Genomic DNA, 16,093 nt, shown 5'->3' with positions numbered 1-16,093 from the left:
CGATGTTCTGGGTCGGCGTCGCCGTCGTCGTCGTGGGCCTGCTGGCCTCCATCGCCTGGCACGAGCTGGGGCACCTGCTGCCCGCCAAGAAGTTCGGCGTCCTGGTGCCGCAGTACATGATCGGGTTCGGTCCGACGATCCTCTCCCGGCGACGGGGCGAGACCGAGTACGGGCTCAAGGCGCTGCCGCTCGGCGGCTACATCCGCATGATCGGCATGTTCCCCGGCGAATCGACCCTGCCCGCCGCGCTTGCGCGCCGTCGTGACCCCGCCGCCGTGACCGGCTGGCGGCGCCGGTTGCGCACGATCGCCGCGGAGGCGCGCCAGTTCTCCGACGAGGAGGTCCCCGCGGGTGCGGAGCACCGCACGTTCGCGGCCCTCAGCGTCCCGCGCCGTCTCGTCATCATGGCCGGGGGCCGCTGGCGAACCTCGTGCTCGCGTTCGTGCTGCTCGCCGTCGCGCTGATGGGGATCGGCGTCCCCACCGCGACCACCACGCTCGGCACCGTCTCGCCGTGCCTGCCCGCGGCCGGCGAGAGCGAGTGCACCGACGCCGATGTGCCCGCGCCCGCAGCCGCGGCCGGGCTCGAGGTCGGGGACGTGCTCGTGTCGTGGAACGGGGTCGCGGCCACGGAGTGGGCCGCCGTCCAGCAGGCCATCCGCGACGGCGGGACGGCGCCGGCGGTGGTCGTCGTGGAGCGCGACGGCGTGCGCCAGGAGCTGGAGGTCTCCCCGGTGACGGCCGAGCGCCAGGTCGAGGGACCGGACGGCGCGGTCGTGACGCAGGACATCCCCGTGGTCGGCATCTCGCCCGAGCAGGTCCTGGAGCCGGTCGGCCCGGGTGAGTTCGTCAGCAGCTTCGCGACCGGGGTCGTCGAGACGTTCCGCATCGTGGTGACCTTCCCGGCGCACCTCGGACGCCTCGTGTCCTCCACATTCGGCGACGCCGAGCGCGAACCGGGGGTGGTCGGGCTGGTCGGGGTCGGCAGGCTCGCGGGCGAGGTCACCTCGACCCCCACCGACTTCGGCGCGGCAGGGGCAGCGCTCACGCTGCTGCAGGTGCTCTCCTCGCTCAACCTCGCGCTGTTCGCGTTCAACATGGTGCCCCTGCTCCCGCTCGACGGCGGGCACATCGCCGGCGCGCTGTGGGAGGCCGTGCGTCGTCGGGTCGCGCGGTGGCGCGGACGCCCCGACCCCGGCCCCGTCGACTCCGCGCGCCTGCTCCCGCTCACCTACGTCGTCGCCGTCGGGCTGGTGGCGGTGTTCGTGCTGCTGACGATCGCCGACGTCGTCGATCCGCTCCGTCTGGTCTAGGGCGTGGGCTGGCGTCCCCGCGCGGGAGGGCAGGAGCCGAGCGCGCGTCCGCTGCGGACGGCCGACCTCGAGCAGGCGCTCGCGCTGTGCGCCGTCGACCCCGTCGCGTCCGTCCTGGCGGCGGTGCGGCTGACCGACACCGCCGCCAGGATGCAGTTCGGCGCCGGTGGCTGGGGCGTCTTCGAGGGCCGTGAGATGTGCGCGCTCGCGTGGGTCGGGGCGAACGTCGTGCCCGTCAGCCCCACGGGGCGCGGCCTGGCCGCGCTCGCCCGCTCGATCGCCGTCCACCAGCGATCCTTCTCCTCGCTCGTGGGCGACGCACCCGCCGTGCACACCGTGTGGAGCCACCTCGCCCAGGCCTGGCCGCCACCGCGGCAGGTGCGCGCCGACCAGCCCTCGCTCACCCTGACCACCGACCCCGCCGTCGCAGGCGACGACGCGGTGCGGCCCGCGCTGGCGGCCGAGCTCGACCTCGTGCTGCCCGCGAGCGTGGCGATGTTCACCGAGGAGTACGGCTACTCGCCGCTGGGCAGCTCGGGCGCCTACGCCGCCCGCGTGCGGCAGCTCATCGCGGGCGGGCGCACGTTCGTGCGCGTGGGGCGCGGACCCGACGGGCCCCGCGTGGAGTTCAAGGCCGAGATCGGGGCGTCCGCGCTCGGCGTCGCGCAGATCCAGGGGGTGTGGACGCACCCGGACCTGCGCGGACGGGGGATCGGCGCGGCCGGGACCGCCGCCGTCGCCCGCCACGCCTTCGCGCTGGGCGCCCGCACCGTCTCGCTCTACGTCAACGACTACAACACCGGTGCCCGCGCGATGTACCGCCGCGTCGGGTTCGACCAGGTGGGCTCGTACGCGACCGTCGTGCTCTGAGGCCGAGATGCGCTGGCATAGGCTGGCCCCCGTGCTGATGCGGATGTCCACCCTGTTCCTGCGCACCCTGCGCGACGACCCGGTCGACGCCGAGGTCGACTCCCACAAGCTGCTCGTGCGCGCGGGCTACATCCGCCGCGCGGCGCCCGGGATCTACACGTGGCTGCCGCTGGGCCTGAAGGTGCTCGCGAAGGTCGAGCAGGTCGTGCGCGAGGAGATGGCCGCCGCGGGCGCCCAGGAGATCCACTTCCCGGCGCTGCTGCCGCGCGAGCCGTACGAGGCCACGAACCGCTGGACGGAGTACGGCCCGAACCTGTTCCGGCTGCACGACCGCCGCGGCAACGACTACCTGCTCGCGCCCACGCACGAGGAGATGTTCACCCTCGTGGTCAAGGACCTGTACTCCTCGTACAAGGACCTGCCGCTCGCGCTCTTCCAGATCCAGACGAAGTACCGCGACGAGGCGCGCCCGCGGGCGGGTCTGCTGCGCGGGCGCGAGTTCATCATGAAGGACGCCTACACGTTCGACATCGACGCCGACAGCCACGCCGCGTCCTACCAGGCGCAGCGCGACGCGTACGAGCGCATCTTCACGCGGCTGGGGCTGCCCTACGTGATCGTGGCCGCGACGTCGGGCGCGATGGGTGGCTCGCGCAGCGAAGAGTTCCTCTCGCCCTCGCCCATTGGCGAGGACACCTACGTGCGCTCCGCCGGCGGGTACGCCGCGAACGTCGAGGCCGTCACGACGCCGGCGCCGCCCGCGGTGCCCTACGACGACGCGCCCGCCGCGCACGTCGAGGACACGCCCGACACCCCCACCATCGCCTCGCTGGTGGACGTCGCCAACGAGCGCTTCCCGCGGGAGGGCGGCGCCTGGACCGCGGCCGACACGCTGAAGAACGTCGTCGTGGCCCTGACGCACCCGGGCGGCGAGCGCGAGGTCGTCGTGATCGGCGTGCCGGGGGACCGCGACGTCGACATGAAGCGGCTCGAGGCGGCCGTCGCGCCCGCCGACGTCGAGGCGGCCGGCGAGGCCGACTTCGCCGCGCACCCCGAGCTCGTCAAGGGGTACATCGGTCCCGGGGCGCTCGGTCCGAACGCCGGCGGTGAGCGCGAGCTGGACGGGAGCGGTCGCGTCCTGCGCGGCGCGGTGCGCTACCTCGTCGACCCCCGCGTGGTGGCCGGCACGCGCTGGATCACCGGCGCGGACGCCGCCGGCCGGCACGTGTTCGAGCTGACCGCCGAGCGGGACTTCGCCTGGGACGGGACGATCGAGGCCGCCCAGGTGCGCAGCGGCGACGACGCCCCCGACGGCTCCGGCCCGCTCGAGCTCGCCCGCGGCATCGAGATGGGACACGTCTTCGACCTGGGGACGAAGTACTCCCAGGCGCTGGGTCTGAGCGTGCTCGACAGCAACGGCAAGGCACGCGCGGTGCACATGGGCTCCTACGGCGTCGGGGTCTCCCGTGCCGTCGCGGCGCTGGCCGAGAACTACCACGACGAGCGCGGCCTGACGTGGCCCGTCGCCGTCGCGCCCGCGCACGTGCACGTCGTGGCCACGGGCAAGGACGAGGCGGTCTTCGCCGCGGCCGAGGAGATCGCGCGCGGCGCGCAGGAGCGCGGGCTCGAGGTGCTGATCGACGACCGGCGCAAGGTCTCGCCCGGCGTGAAGTTCGCCGATGCCGAGCTCCTGGGCGTGCCCGTGGTCGTCGTCGTCGGGCGCGGCCTGGCCGACGGGACGGTGGAGGTGCGTCGCCGCGCGAGCGGGGTCACGGACGAGGTCGAGGTGGGCGCCGCGGTGGACCACCTGACCGAGGTGGTCGCCTCCCTGCGCTGAGATCGTTCCGCCGCTCGCGCGGCGCGCGGCCTAGGGTCGGGGCATGTCGCAGCACTTCTTCCCGTTCGCGCTCCTCCCCGTCGTCTTCTTCGTCGGGATGATCGCCCTCGGCATCACCCTGGCGGTGGTCGGTGCGCGCCGGCGACGCCGACGGACGGAGGCGCTGCAGGCCTACGCGCACGCCCGCGGGTTCGCCTTCCACCTCGACGGCAGCGGGCTCGAGGACCGGTTCACCGGGGACCCGTTCGGTCGGGGGCGCCGTCGCCGAGCCCAGCAGGTGCTCGAGGGGACGGTGCAGGGGCGGCCGTTCATCGCGTTCGACTACTCCTACGTCACGAGCAACGGCAAGAACAGCACGACCCACCACTTCTCCGTCGTCTCGGTCCACCTGGGTGCTTTCGTCCCGCTCCTGCAGGTGCGGCCGCAGAACGCGTTCGGGCGGTTCTTCTCCGACGCGTTCGGCACCGACTTCCGCATCGGGTACCCGCCGTTCGACGACGCGTTCCACGTCAGCACCAACTCGCCCGAGTTCACGGCCGACGTGATGACGCAGCAGGTGTGCGACACGCTGCTCGCCACCCGGCAGCGGGCGTGGCGGTTCGACGGCGACTCGCTGCTTCTGTTCCGCGCCGGCCAGCACGAGGGCGGCGAGATCGACGCGGTGCTGTCCCAGGCGGTCCACGTGCTCGGGCTCGTGCCCGAGCGCGTCTGGGCACGCGCCCGGGGCGAGGCAGGTCCGACCGACGGCGTCACCGACGCCCCGGTCTGAGGGGCGGCTCGTTCCGCGGGGCCCCGCTTCTCAGGACCCGTCGTCCACCGGCAGGCCCGGCAGGACGGCGGCGGGTGCGTCGAGCGGACCGACCCCGGCCAGCGCCCGCGCCCGCAGCAGCGCCTCCAGCGCGGCGTCGAGCCCGACGGCACGCGCGGGTGCCGGGAGGTCGGCCGCGATCCACAGCGTCGCGACGTCGACCTCGATCGCCGCGGCGGACGCCACCGGGTCGGCGTCCAGCAGTGCGCCGACGTCGTAGGCAGCCTCCCGCGGATCGCCGCCGCTCGTGCGCGCCGCCAGCAGGGCGCTCGTGCGGCGCAGCTCGCCCGCCCGGGCGTTGCCGTCGGTGCGGAAGGCCTCGTCGTCCGACCGCGCCGCCAGCACCTCCCAGGCGTAGGCCGCCGCGTCCAGCCCGCGCACCAGCGAGCCCGCGTCCGGGACGGAGGTGAGGCGCAGCGCGCTCGTGTCGACGCGTCCGGCCGGCAGGGGCCGGCGGCCGCCGCGGCGTCGGGACCCGCGCTCGCGGCCAGCTCGTGGGCGGCGACGGCCCGCCACAGGGCGATCGAGGCCACCAGCGGGGCGGTGGCCGGTCGGACCTGCACCAGCGAGTCGCGGGCGGAGGAGTAGGAGCCGATCAGCAGCGCCAGGGTGTCGGCAGTGGCGTCGGCGGTGGTCCCGGGGTCGGACGGGTCCGCGTCGTCGTCGGTCGTTTCGTCGGCAGGCAGGGACCCGAGGTCGTCGGCGTGCGCGGCGCTCGCGGCCGCGATCTCTGCCAGGCGGGTCGCCGCCGCATCGCCCGCGTCGCTCGTCCCACCGCCGGCGGCCTCGACGAGCGCCTCCGCCTCGCGCGCGACCTGCTCGCGCGCGAGCTCGGCGGCGTCGGCCGTGGGGGCGGGCGGTGGCGGGCCGTCGAGCCGGACGCCGCACCCGGACAGCGCGCCCGCCAGCACCAGCGCACCCGCCAGCACGCCCGCCGGCACCGCACCCGGCGGCCGGCGGAGCGCGGGTCGGTGAGCGGGGAGGCGGCGAGGTGCGGGCACCCGGCAACGGTAGTATCGACCAGCCGCGGCGCACGTCACGCACCGCGGGGACGGACAACTCAACATCGGGAGAGGCCATGGCGAGCGACGAGGTGGACCGGCTGCTGCGGTCGGTGGTCGAACCGATCGCCGCCGCCCACGAGCTGGCGGTCGAGGGCGTGCGCATACGCGTGCGCGGGCGGCTGCGCACCGTCGTGGTGGTGCTCGACCTGGCGGACGGACCGGGCGCTCTCGGTTCCGACCTGCTGGCCGACGTCACCCGCGAGGTCTCCGACGCGCTCGACGCCGTCGACGTCCCCGGTGACGCCTACACCCTCGAGGTCAGCACCCCCGGTGTGACGCGACCGCTCACGACCCCCCGCCACTTCCGGCGCGCGCAGCGCCGCCTGCTCCGCGTCGAGCTGACCGACGGCACCGCCCTGACGGGGCGCGTCACGTCGGCCGACGACGACGGCGTGACCCTCACCGCCGTCGCACCGGTCGGCGCCCCCACGGGCGCACGCTCGGGCGGACGCGGCGCGGCCCCCGAGACACGCACCCTCACCTACCCGCAGATCGCCTCGGCCGTCGTCGAGGTCGAGCTGCGCCGAGTCCAGGAGGACTGATGGACATCGACATGGCCGCGCTGCGGCTCATCGAGCGCGAGCGCGAGATCGGCCTGGAGGTCCTGGTCACCGCGATCGAGCAGGCGCTCCTGACCGCCTACGAGAAGATGCCGCAGGCGCAGCCGCGCGCCCGCGTCGAGATCGACCGCGCGACCGGCCACGTCAGCGTCCTCGTGACGGAGACGACCGGCGAGGGCGACGACGTCGCCGAGCACACCTACGACGACACCCCGGACGGCTTCGGCCGGATGGCGACGGCGACGGCGCGCAGCGTCATCGTGCAGCGCCTGCGGGACGCCGAGGACGAGCAGGTGCTGGGCGCCTTCAGGAGCACGCAGCTCCAGCTCATCTCGGGCGTCGTGCAGCAGGGCGGGCGCGGCGGCGTCGTCCTGGTCGACCTGGGCGGCGGTGTGGAGGCGGCCCTACCGCCGCACGAGCAGGTGCCGGGTGAGGTGCTGGCGCACGGCGAGCGCATCAAGGCGTACGTGACCGAGGTGGCCCGCGGACCTCGCGGCCCGCAGATCACGCTCTCGCGCACCCACCCGAACTTCGTCCGGCGGCTGTTCGAGCACGAGGTGCCCGAGGTCGCCGACGGCAGCGTCGAGATCGTCGCGCTGGCCCGGGAGGCGGGGCACCGCAGCAAGGTCGCGGTCGTCTCCCGCGTCCCGGGCATGGGCGCGAAGGGCGCGTGCATCGGGCCGATGGGTCAGCGCGTCCGCGCCGTGATGGCGGAGCTGCGCGGCGAGAAGATCGACATCGTCGACTACTTCACCGACCCCGCCCGGTTCGTCGGTGCGTCGTTGTCACCCGCTCGCGTGAGCAGCGTCACCGTCGTCGACGAGGCCGCCCGCGCGGCCCGCGTCGTCGTCCCGGACTACCAGCTGTCGCTCGCGATCGGCAAGGAGGGCCAGAACGCCCGTCTCGCCGCACGCCTGACGGGGTGGCGGATCGACATCCGCTCCGACGCCGCCGACGCCGCGCCCGACGCCGCGCCGACCCGCACGGCGGACGGCGCGCGCGGTCAGGGGTAGAGTGGTGGCCGGGTCACCGACCCGACGCCCGCGCCGCCGGCGCGACCTCCCCCCGCAGCCCTCACCCGTCAGCGACGGGCCGAGTCCGGTCGCGGGACCGGTCCGCACGTGCGTGGGGTGCCGGGAGCGGGACTCCAGGTCCGGCCTGGTGCGCATCGTCGCCGTCGCGGGAACCACCCAGGTGGTGCTCGACCGACGGGGGGACGCTCCGGGTCGCGGGGCGTGGCTGCACGCGCGGCCCTCCTGCGTGGACCGGGCGCTCACGCGCCGCGCTGTACCCCGTGCCCTGCGCCTGCAGGACGCGGACGCCTCGCAGATCGAGGCAGCACTGAGGGCGCTGGTCGCCCCCGGTGACGATCGAGCAGATGTTCACGAGCGAGAGCGGGATGAGACGCCGATGGGCACCCGATGAGCACTCAGCAATGAGCTCGACCCAGTAGACGAGGTCCTCCCTTCCCGGGGGACCCGGAGAAGGAGAGTTGTGGCCAAGACCCGCGTGCACGAGCTTGCACGAGACCTCGGGATGAGCAGCAAGCAGCTGCTCGACCAGCTGAAGTCGATGGGGGAGTACGTCAAGTCGGCGTCCTCCACGATCGAGTCCCCCGTGGAGCGTCGCCTCCGCGAGCAGTTCCCCGCCGCCGACAAGGCGGCCGACAAGCCCGCGGCCAAGCCGGCCGCGAGCCGTCCCGCCGCACCGAAGCCCGCGACGCCCGCTCCCGCGGCGCCCGCCGCGCCGGCCGAGAGCGCCCCCGCGGCGGCCTCGGCACCGACCCCGGCTCCGGCCCCCGCCCCGGCGACGCCCGCCCAGCCGGCTCCCGCTCGTCCGTCGGTCGAGGAGACCCCGGCCGCACCCGCTCCGTCGGGTCCGCGCCCCGGGGCACCGCGTCCGGCAGCTCCCGCGCCCGCGGCTCCGGCCGCGTCCGCCCCCGCCCCGGGTGCCACGCCCGGTCCGCGCAGCGCGCGCCCCGGCAACAACCCGTTCGCCTCCTCGCAGGGGATGCCCCGTCCGGGCCGCCCCGGCGGCCAGGCGCGCCCCGGCAACAACCCGTTCGCGCCCTCGCAGGGGATGCCCCGCCCGGGTGGCTCCGGCGGCGCCGGCGGCCCCCGTCCGCCCCAGGGCGGCGCTCCCGCCGGCGGCACCGCCGGACCCCGTCCCGGCGGTACCGGTGCTGCCGGTCCTCGTCCCGGTGGTCCCCGCCCCTCGCCCGGTGCGATGCCGGCGCGCAGCTCCGTCGGTCGTCCCGGTGCCCCCGCCCGCGGCGGCGCCGGTGGCCGTGGTGGCCCTGGCGGTCGCGGTGGCCCCGGTGGCGCCGGTCGCCCCGGTGGCGGCGGCTTCGGTGGCGGCGGTCGTCCCGGTGGCGGCGGCGGTCGTCCGGGCCCCGGTGGTCGCGGTGGCACGCAGGGCGCGTTCGGTCGCGCCGGCGGTCGTCCCGTCCGGGCCCGCAAGTCGCGTCGGGCGAAGCGCCAGGAGTTCGAGCAGATGTCCGCGCCGTCGATCGGTGGCGTGCAGGTTCCCCGCGGTGACGGCAGCACGGTCGTGCGCATCCGTCGCGGTGCGAGCCTCGCGGACTTCGCCGACCGGATCGACGCCAACCCCGCGAGCCTCGTGACGGTGCTGTTCCACCTCGGTGAGATGGCGACGGTCACCCAGGCCCTCGACGAGAACACGTTCGAGGCGCTCGGCGCCGAGCTCGGCTACGTCATCGAGATCGTCTCGCCGGAGGACGAGGAGCGCGAGCTCTTCGGCAGCTTCGACATCGACCTCGACGCCGAGCTCGAGGCGGAGGGCGACGACGACCTGCAGGCGCGGCCGCCGGTCGTGACCGTCATGGGTCACGTCGACCACGGTAAGACGAAGCTCCTCGACGCCATCCGCTCGACCGACGTGGTCGCGGGCGAGGCCGGCGGCATCACGCAGCACATCGGTGCCTACCAGGTCTCGGTGGAGCACGAGGAGATCGACCGCGCCATCACCTTCATCGACACCCCGGGTCACGAGGCGTTCACCGCCATGCGTGCGCGCGGTGCCGACGTCACCGACATCGCGATCCTCGTGGTCGCGGCGGACGACGGTGTGATGCCCCAGACGATCGAGGCGCTCAACCACGCCCAGGCGGCCGGTGTGCCGATCGTCGTCGCGGTCAACAAGGTCGACAAGGAGGGGGCCAACCCCGACAAGGTCATGCAGCAGCTGACCGAGTACAACCTCGTGGCCGAGGCCTACGGCGGCGACACGATGTTCGTCAACGTGTCGGCGAAGAACCGCACGGGCATCGACGAGCTGCTCGAGGCCGTCCTGCTCACCGCGGACGCCTCCCTCGACCTGCGCGCGAACCCGGACAAGGACGCGCGCGGTGTGGCCATCGAGGCGAACCTCGACAAGGGCCGCGGCTCCGTCGCGACCGTCCTGGTCCAGTCCGGCACGCTGAACGTCGGCGACTCGATCGTCGCGGGCACGGCCTACGGCCGTGTGCGCGCCATGTTCGACGAGCACGGCGGTGCCCTGCGCGAGGCGGGTCCCTCCCGCCCGGTGCAGGTGCTCGGCCTGACCTCGGTGCCGCGCGCCGGCGACACGTTCATCGTGGCGCCCGACGACCGCACCGCCCGCCAGATCGCCGACAAGCGCGACGCCGCCGACCGCGCGGCGAACCTCGCCAAGCGCCGCAAGCGCATGAGCCTCGAGGACTTCACGCAGGCGCTCGAGCAGGGCAAGGTCTCCACGCTCAACCTCGTCCTCAAGGGCGACGTCTCCGGTGCCGTCGAGGCGCTCGAGGACGCGCTGCTCAAGATCGACGTGGGCGACGAGGTCGACCTGCGGATCATCCACCGCGGCGTCGGTGCGATCACGCAGAACGACGTCAACCTCGCGACCGTCGACAACGCGGTCATCATCGGCTTCAACGTGCGCCCGGACGTCCGGGTCTCGGAGCTGGCCGACCGCGAGGGCGTCGACATCCGCTACTACTCGGTCATCTACGCGGCCATCGAGGACGTCGAGAGCTCGCTCAAGGGCATGCTCAAGCCGATCTACGAGGAGGTGCAGCTCGGGACGGCGGAGATCCGCCAGATCTTCCGCAGCTCCAAGTTCGGCAACATCGCCGGGTCGATCGTCCGCTCGGGCCTCATCCGCCGCAACTCCTCGGCGCGCGTGCTGCGCAACGGGGTCGTGGTGGGCGACAACCTGCGCATCGAGTCGCTGCGCCGCGAGAAGGACGACGTCACCGAGGTCCGCGAGGGCTTCGAGTGCGGTATCGGTCTCGGGTCGTTCAACGACATCCGCGAGGGTGACGTCATCGAGACGTTCGAGACGCAGGAGAAGGAGCGCACCGCGTGAGCGACAACTCCCGCGCGATCCGGCTCGGCGAGGCGATCAAGGAGATCGTCGCGGTGATGCTCGACCAGCGGATCAAGGATCCGCGACTCGGGTTCCTCACCGTGACGGACGTCCGGGTGACCGGCGACCTCCAGCACGCCACGGTGTTCTACACCGTGCTCGGGGACGAGGCCGCCACGGCGGACACGGCCGCGGCGCTGGAGTCCGCCAAGGGTCTGCTGCGCTCGGAGGTGGGTCGGCGCACCGGGGTGAAGTTCACCCCGACGCTGACCTTCCAGCTCGACTCGACGCCGCAGACGGCCGCCGACATCGCGGGCGCCCTCCGGGCGGCGCAGGAACGCGACGCCGAGGTGGCCGCGCTGGCCGCCGGGGCGACGTACGCCGGTGACGCCGACCCGTACAAGAAGGCGCCGGTCCTCGCCGACGACGAGGCCGACCGGTCCGACACGGACGCGGGAGCCTCGCGCTGACCGAGCAGACACGCACGACGTCGGGGCCGTCCGGACAGGATCCGGACGGCCTCGTCGTCGTCGACAAGCCCGCGGGCTGGACGTCGCACGACGTCGTCGCGCGGATGCGGCGCCTCCTGGGCACCCGCCGCGTCGGGCACGCCGGCACCCTGGACCCCATGGCCACGGGCGTGCTCGTGCTCGGTGCCGGACGCAGCACCCGGCTGCTGACCTACGTCGTCGGCGCCGACAAGACCTATCTCGGGACGATCCGGCTCGGACAGACCACCGTGACCGACGACGCCGAGGGCGAGGTGACGGCGTCCGCCGGCGCGGCCGGCGTGGACGCCGCGGCGGTGCGGGACGCCGCTCGGCCCCTCACGGGTGACGTGTCGCAGGTGCCGAGCTCGGTCAGCGCGATCAAGGTGGACGGCCGGCGCTCCTACGCGCGTGTCCGCTCGGGCGAGGACGTCGCGCTCGCCGCGCGCCCGGTCACGATCAGCGAGCTCGCGGTGCTGGACGTGCGCGAGGCGCACGCGCCCGACGGGACATCCGTGCTCGACGTCGACGTCCGCGTCACCTGCTCCTCCGGCACCTACGTGCGGGCGATCGCCCGCGACCTCGGGGCCGCGCTCGGGACCGGGGGCACCTCACGGCGCTGCGCCGCACCCGCGTGGGCGGGTTCGACCTCGCGCAGGCCCGCGACCTGGACGCGCTCGCCGCGGCGAGCGAAGCGGGCGGCATCGCGCTGCTCGCCCCCGCGCGGGCTGCGGCCGCCGTCATGCCGGAGCGAGCGGTGGATGCGGCCGAGGCTGCCTCGCTCGGCTACGGGCAGCGCATCGCGCCGTCGCCGCAGGAGGGCCCGGTGGCGGCCGTCGGTCCCGACGGCGCCCTCGTCGCGGTCCTGGAGAACACGGTGCGCGACGGCGAGACGCGCGCGCGGCCGGTCCTGGTGCACGCACCCCGCTGAGGCGGGTGGCAGGCTGGGGGACCGACCGCCGAGCGGCGGGCAGCGAACAGGAGAGTGGCGTGCAGGTCTGGGAAGGTCTGGGACGCGTGCCGGCCGGCACGGGTCCGAGCGTGGTGACCATCGGGAACTTCGACGGCGTGCACCGCGGTCACGCGGAGGTGCTCGCCCACGTGGTGGCGCAGGGCCGCGCGCGCGGCGCCATCGCCGTCGCCATGACGTTCGACCCGCACCCCTCGAGCGTGCACCGACCCCACGCCGTGCCGGACCAGATCACCGGGCTCGGCGACAAGCTGGAGCTGCTGGCCGCCGTCGGGCTCGACGCGACCCTCGTGGTCGCCTACACCGCGGACTTCGCCTCGCAGGGCCCGGAGCAGTTCGTGCGCCGCTACCTCGTGGACGCGCTGCGGCCCGTCCTGGTGGTCGTGGGTCACGACGTCCGGTTCGGCGCGGACAACAGCGGCGACCGCCACACCATGGCTGAGCTCGGGCGGCGGCACGGGTTCGACGTGGAGGTCCTGGACGACGTCGCCTCGGACGAGCAGCGCCGCTGGTCCTCGACCTGGGCCCGTGAGCTGCTCGCGGCCGGGCGCATGGAGGAGCTCACCGACGTGCTGGGGCGCGAGCACACGATGCGCGGCGCCGTCGTGCACGGCGAGGCGCGTGGGCGCCTGCTCGGGTTCCCGACGGCGAACCTCGACCCGGCCTCCTCCGGCGCAGTCCCGGCCGACGGCGTCTACGCCGGGTGGCTGGTGCGCGGCGCGGACACCGGCGATGGGGACGACGGCGACGGTGGCGGCACCGCGGGCGAGCGGCTGCCCGCTGCGATCTCCGTCGGCACGAACCCGACGTTCGACGGCGTCGTCCGTCAGGTCGAGGCGCACGTGATCGGTCGCACCGACCTCGACCTGTACGGCGAGGAGGTCGTGGTCGAGTTCGTCCGGCGGCTGCGGCCGACGGTGCGCTACGAGGGTGTGGAGGCGCTCGTGGCCCAGATGCACGCCGACTGCGACGAGGCGCTGGCGGTCCTGGGCCTGCGCTGAGCCGCCCGAGCCTGCAGCGGCGCGGCCATCCGTCGGAGGCTCGTGTAAGGTGGCTGTGCCGTCAGAACGGCCGCGGACACGTATGCCCGGGTGAACCAGCCCCGGTGCGCCGCGCAACGACACCAAGGAGAACCATGCCTCTCGATGCCGCCGTCAAGCAGCAGATCATCGCCGAGTACGCCACCACCGAGGGTGACACCGGTTCGCCCGAGGTCCAGGTCGCGATGCTCAGCCAGCGGATCAAGGACCTCACCGAGCACCTCAAGTCCCACAAGCACGACCACCACAGCCGCCGGGGTCTGATGATCCTGGTCGGTCAGCGTCGCCGGCTCCTGGGCTACCTGCAGAAGGTCGACATCGAGCGCTACCGCTCGCTGATCGCGCGCCTCGGCCTGCGCCGCTAGCACCCGCGCTCCGGCCCGGACCCCCGCGGGTCCGGGCCGGACCTGCGTGGGCCTCCGGCCCACCGGCTCCACCAGCACGTCAGCACCGACACCCGACCAGCGCCCGCACGGCCGTCGGTCCTCGGTAGTGGCTCCCGCCTCCCGGCCCTGCCGGGCGCGAGCGCCTCGATCGAAGATCGCCGCCGGGGCGCGCGAACCACGAAGGAGGGCACCCGTGGAGGGTCCCGAGATCACGTTCGCCGAGGCAACGATCGACAACGGTCGCTTCGGCACCCGCACCATCCGCTTCGAGACCGGCCGTCTGGCCAAGCAGGCCGGCGGCGCCGTCCTGGCCACCCTGGACGAGGACACCGTCGTGCTCTCGACCACGACGGCGGGCCGCCACCCGCGCGAGGGCTTCGACTTCTTCCCCCTCACGGTGGACGTCGAGGAGCGCCAGTACGCGGCCGGCAAGATCCCCGGCTCGTTCTTCCGCCGCGAGGGCCGCCCCTCGACCGAGGCGATCCTGGCCTGCCGCCTCATCGACCGCCCGCTGCGTCCGCTGTTCGTCAAGGGCCTGCGCAACGAGGTCCAGGTCGTCGAGACCGTCCTCGCGATCCACCCCGACGACTCCTACGACGTCCTCGCGATCAACGCCGCGTCGGCCTCGACCCAGATCTCGGGTCTGCCGTTCTCCGGCCCGGTCGGCGCCGTGCGCGTCTCGCTCATCGACGGCCAGTGGGTCGCGTTCCCGCGCTACAGCGAGTCCGCCCGCGCCGTGTTCGAGATGGTCGTGGCCGGCCGCGTGGTCGAGACCGCCGACGGCTCCGACGTCGCGATCGCCATGATCGAGGCCGAGGCCTCCGAGGCCGCGTGGGACCTCATCCACGGCGAGGGCCAGCAGGCGCCGACCGAGGACGTCGTGGCCGCGGGCCTCGAGGCCTCCAAGCCGTTCATCCGCGCGCTCGCCGAGGCCCAGCTCTCGCTGGCCGGCCAGGCCGCCAAGGAGATCCGCTCCTTCCCGCTGTTCCCCGACTACGAGGCCGACGCGTTCGACGCGATGTCCTCCCAGGCCGGTGCGGACCTCGAGGAGGCGCTCCAGATCGCCGACAAGCAGACCCGCGAGGCGCGCCTCGACGAGGTCCGCGACGCCGCGATCGGTGCCCTCCAGGCCGGCTTCGACGGCCGCGAGAAGGAGCTGCACGCCGCGTACCGCTCGCTCACCAAGGCCGCGATCCGCCGACGGATCCTCACGGACTCCTTCCGCATCGACGGCCGCGGCCTGCGCGACATCCGTCCGCTGTCGGCCGAGGTCGAGGTTCTGCCCCGCGTGCACGGCTCGGCGATCTTCGAGCGCGGCGAGACCCAGATCATGGGTGTCACCACGCTGAACATGCTGAAGATGGAGCAGCAGCTCGACACGCTGTCGCCGATCACGCGCAAGCGCTACATGCACAACTACAACTTCCCGCCCTACTCCACGGGCGAGACCGGCCGCGTCGGCAGCCCCAAGCGTCGTGAGATCGGCCACGGCGCGCTCGCCGAGCGTGCGATCGTGCCGGTTCTTCCTGCCCGTGAGGAGTTCCCCTACGCGATCCGCCAGGTGTCCGAGGCGCTCGGCTCCAACGGGTCGACGTCGATGGGCTCCGTCTGCGCCTCGACCCTGTCGCTGCTGAACGCGGGTGTGCCGCTGCGCGCCGCCGTCGCCGGCATCGCCATGGGCCTGGTCTCGGAGAGCATCGAGGGTGAGACGCGCTACGCCGCGCTGACCGACATCCTGGGCGCCGAGGACGCGTTCGGCGACATGGACTTCAAGGTCGCCGGCACGCGCGAGTTCGTCACGGCCATCCAGCTCGACACCAAGCTCGACGGCATCCCCGCCTCGGTGCTCGCCGGTGCGCTCTCGCAGGCGAAGGAGGCTCGCCTCGCGATCCTCGACGTCATGGCCGAGGCGATCGACACGCCCGACGAGATGGCCCCGACCGCGCCCCGCGTGATCACGGTCCAGGTGCCGGTCGACAAGATCGGCGAGGTCATCGGCCCGAAGGGCAAGATGATCAACCAGATCCAGGCGGACACGGGCGCCGACATCTCCATCGAGGATGACGGCACCGTGTTCATCGGCGCGACGGACGGCCCGTCCGCCGAGGCCGCGCGGGCGGCGATCAACGCGATCGCGAACCCGCACATGCCCGAGGTCGGTGAGCGCTTCATCGGCACCGTGGTCAAGACGACCACGTTCGGCGCGTTCGTCTCGCTCTCGCCCGGCAAGGACGGTCTGCTGCACATCAGCCAGATCCGTCGCCTCGTCGGTGGCAAGCGCGTGGAGAACGTCGAGGACGTGCTGTCGATCGGGCAGAAGGTCCAGGTCGAGCTGGCCGAGATCGACCCGCGCGGCAAGCTCTCGCTGCACGCGGTGGTCGAGGAGTCCGCCGAGGACTCGGAGGCCTGAG

General features: G+C 74.0%; 12 protein-coding genes and 2 pseudogenes. 13 read left to right on the top strand and 1 reads right to left on the bottom strand.

Features of this window, described 5'->3' with window-relative positions:
- Positions 1-2 precede the first annotated feature (2 nt).
- The 4 genes and pseudogenes from QQK22_RS08595 (at position 3) to QQK22_RS08580 (ending at position 4,788) form a co-directional block, all read left to right on the top strand.
- A pseudogene (locus tag QQK22_RS08595) lies at positions 3-1,312 on the top strand (M50 family metallopeptidase).
- A 3-nt stretch (positions 1,313-1,315) separates the two neighbouring features.
- A complete protein-coding gene (locus QQK22_RS08590; protein ID WP_284250551.1) occupies positions 1,316-2,182 on the top strand; it encodes a GNAT family N-acetyltransferase in 867 nt (288 codons plus the stop codon).
- Between the two features lie 31 nt (positions 2,183-2,213).
- Positions 2,214-4,019, top strand: a complete 1,806-nt coding sequence (locus QQK22_RS08585) for a proline--tRNA ligase (protein ID WP_284250550.1) — start codon at positions 2,214-2,216, stop codon at positions 4,017-4,019.
- A gap of 43 nt (positions 4,020-4,062) precedes the next feature.
- Positions 4,063-4,788, top strand: coding sequence for a hypothetical protein (locus QQK22_RS08580; RefSeq protein WP_284250549.1), 726 nt, complete (start codon positions 4,063-4,065; stop codon positions 4,786-4,788).
- 30 nt (positions 4,789-4,818) lie between these two features.
- Here QQK22_RS08580 and QQK22_RS08575 read toward each other — a convergent pair whose 3' ends face one another.
- Positions 4,819-5,343, bottom strand: coding sequence for a hypothetical protein (locus QQK22_RS08575; protein ID WP_284250548.1), 525 nt, complete (start codon positions 5,341-5,343; stop codon positions 4,819-4,821).
- 562 nt (positions 5,344-5,905) lie between these two features.
- Here QQK22_RS08575 and rimP point away from each other — a divergent pair.
- The 9 genes and pseudogenes from rimP to QQK22_RS08530 all read left to right on the top strand — a co-directional run bounded on the left by rimP (position 5,906) and on the right by QQK22_RS08530 (position 16,092).
- Complete coding sequence (gene rimP / locus QQK22_RS08570; RefSeq protein WP_284250547.1) at positions 5,906-6,433, top strand: ribosome maturation factor RimP; 528 nt, start codon at positions 5,906-5,908, stop codon at positions 6,431-6,433.
- Positions 6,433-7,464, top strand: a complete 1,032-nt coding sequence (gene nusA, locus QQK22_RS08565) for a transcription termination factor NusA (protein ID WP_284250546.1) — start codon at positions 6,433-6,435, stop codon at positions 7,462-7,464. The genes rimP and nusA overlap by 1 nt, the downstream gene beginning before the upstream one ends.
- A 1-nt stretch (position 7,465) precedes the next feature.
- The gene (locus QQK22_RS18730; protein ID WP_348525546.1) at positions 7,466-7,876 is read left to right on the top strand and encodes a YlxR family protein; all 411 of its coding nucleotides are present in this window, start codon (positions 7,466-7,468) and stop codon (positions 7,874-7,876) included.
- A 69-nt stretch (positions 7,877-7,945) separates the two neighbouring features.
- Positions 7,946-10,798, top strand: coding sequence for a translation initiation factor IF-2 (gene infB / locus QQK22_RS08555; protein WP_284250544.1), 2,853 nt, complete (start codon positions 7,946-7,948; stop codon positions 10,796-10,798).
- Positions 10,795-11,268: a 30S ribosome-binding factor RbfA gene (rbfA, locus tag QQK22_RS08550; RefSeq protein ID WP_284250543.1), complete on the top strand. Its 474-nt coding sequence runs from the start codon at positions 10,795-10,797 to the stop codon at positions 11,266-11,268. The genes infB and rbfA overlap by 4 nt, the downstream gene beginning before the upstream one ends.
- Positions 11,265-12,217 (top strand): annotated as a pseudogene (gene truB / locus QQK22_RS08545) (tRNA pseudouridine(55) synthase TruB). Before rbfA ends, truB begins: the two are co-directional and overlap by 4 nt.
- Before the next feature lie 59 nt (positions 12,218-12,276).
- Positions 12,277-13,257, top strand: coding sequence for a bifunctional riboflavin kinase/FAD synthetase (locus QQK22_RS08540; RefSeq protein WP_284250542.1), 981 nt, complete (start codon positions 12,277-12,279; stop codon positions 13,255-13,257).
- A gap of 134 nt (positions 13,258-13,391) precedes the next feature.
- The gene (gene rpsO, locus QQK22_RS08535) at positions 13,392-13,661 is read left to right on the top strand and encodes a 30S ribosomal protein S15 (RefSeq protein ID WP_284250541.1); all 270 of its coding nucleotides are present in this window, start codon (positions 13,392-13,394) and stop codon (positions 13,659-13,661) included.
- Between the two features lie 214 nt (positions 13,662-13,875).
- Positions 13,876-16,092: a polyribonucleotide nucleotidyltransferase gene (locus QQK22_RS08530; RefSeq protein ID WP_284250540.1), complete on the top strand. Its 2,217-nt coding sequence runs from the start codon at positions 13,876-13,878 to the stop codon at positions 16,090-16,092.
- The last annotated feature ends 1 nt before the right edge of the window (position 16,093 follow it).

The organism is Litorihabitans aurantiacus (genome assembly GCF_030161595.1).
In the GTDB taxonomy this organism is placed as follows: Bacteria; Actinomycetota; Actinomycetes; order Actinomycetales; family Beutenbergiaceae; genus Litorihabitans; species Litorihabitans aurantiacus.
This window is presented reverse-complemented; position numbering and strand designations above follow the sequence as displayed.

Bases quoted from the DNA above. Each gene is read 5' to 3' on its own strand.
- QQK22_RS08580 (WP_284250549.1), top strand. From the start codon at position 4,063: ATGTCGCAGCACTTCTTCCCGTTCGCGCTCCTCCCCGTCGTCTTCTTC.
- rimP (WP_284250547.1), top strand. From the start codon at position 5,906: ATGGCGAGCGACGAGGTGGACCGGCTGCTGCGGTCGGTGGTCGAACCG.
- nusA (WP_284250546.1), top strand. From the start codon at position 6,433: ATGGACATCGACATGGCCGCGCTGCGGCTCATCGAGCGCGAGCGCGAG.
- rpsO (WP_284250541.1), top strand. From the start codon at position 13,392: ATGCCTCTCGATGCCGCCGTCAAGCAGCAGATCATCGCCGAGTACGCC.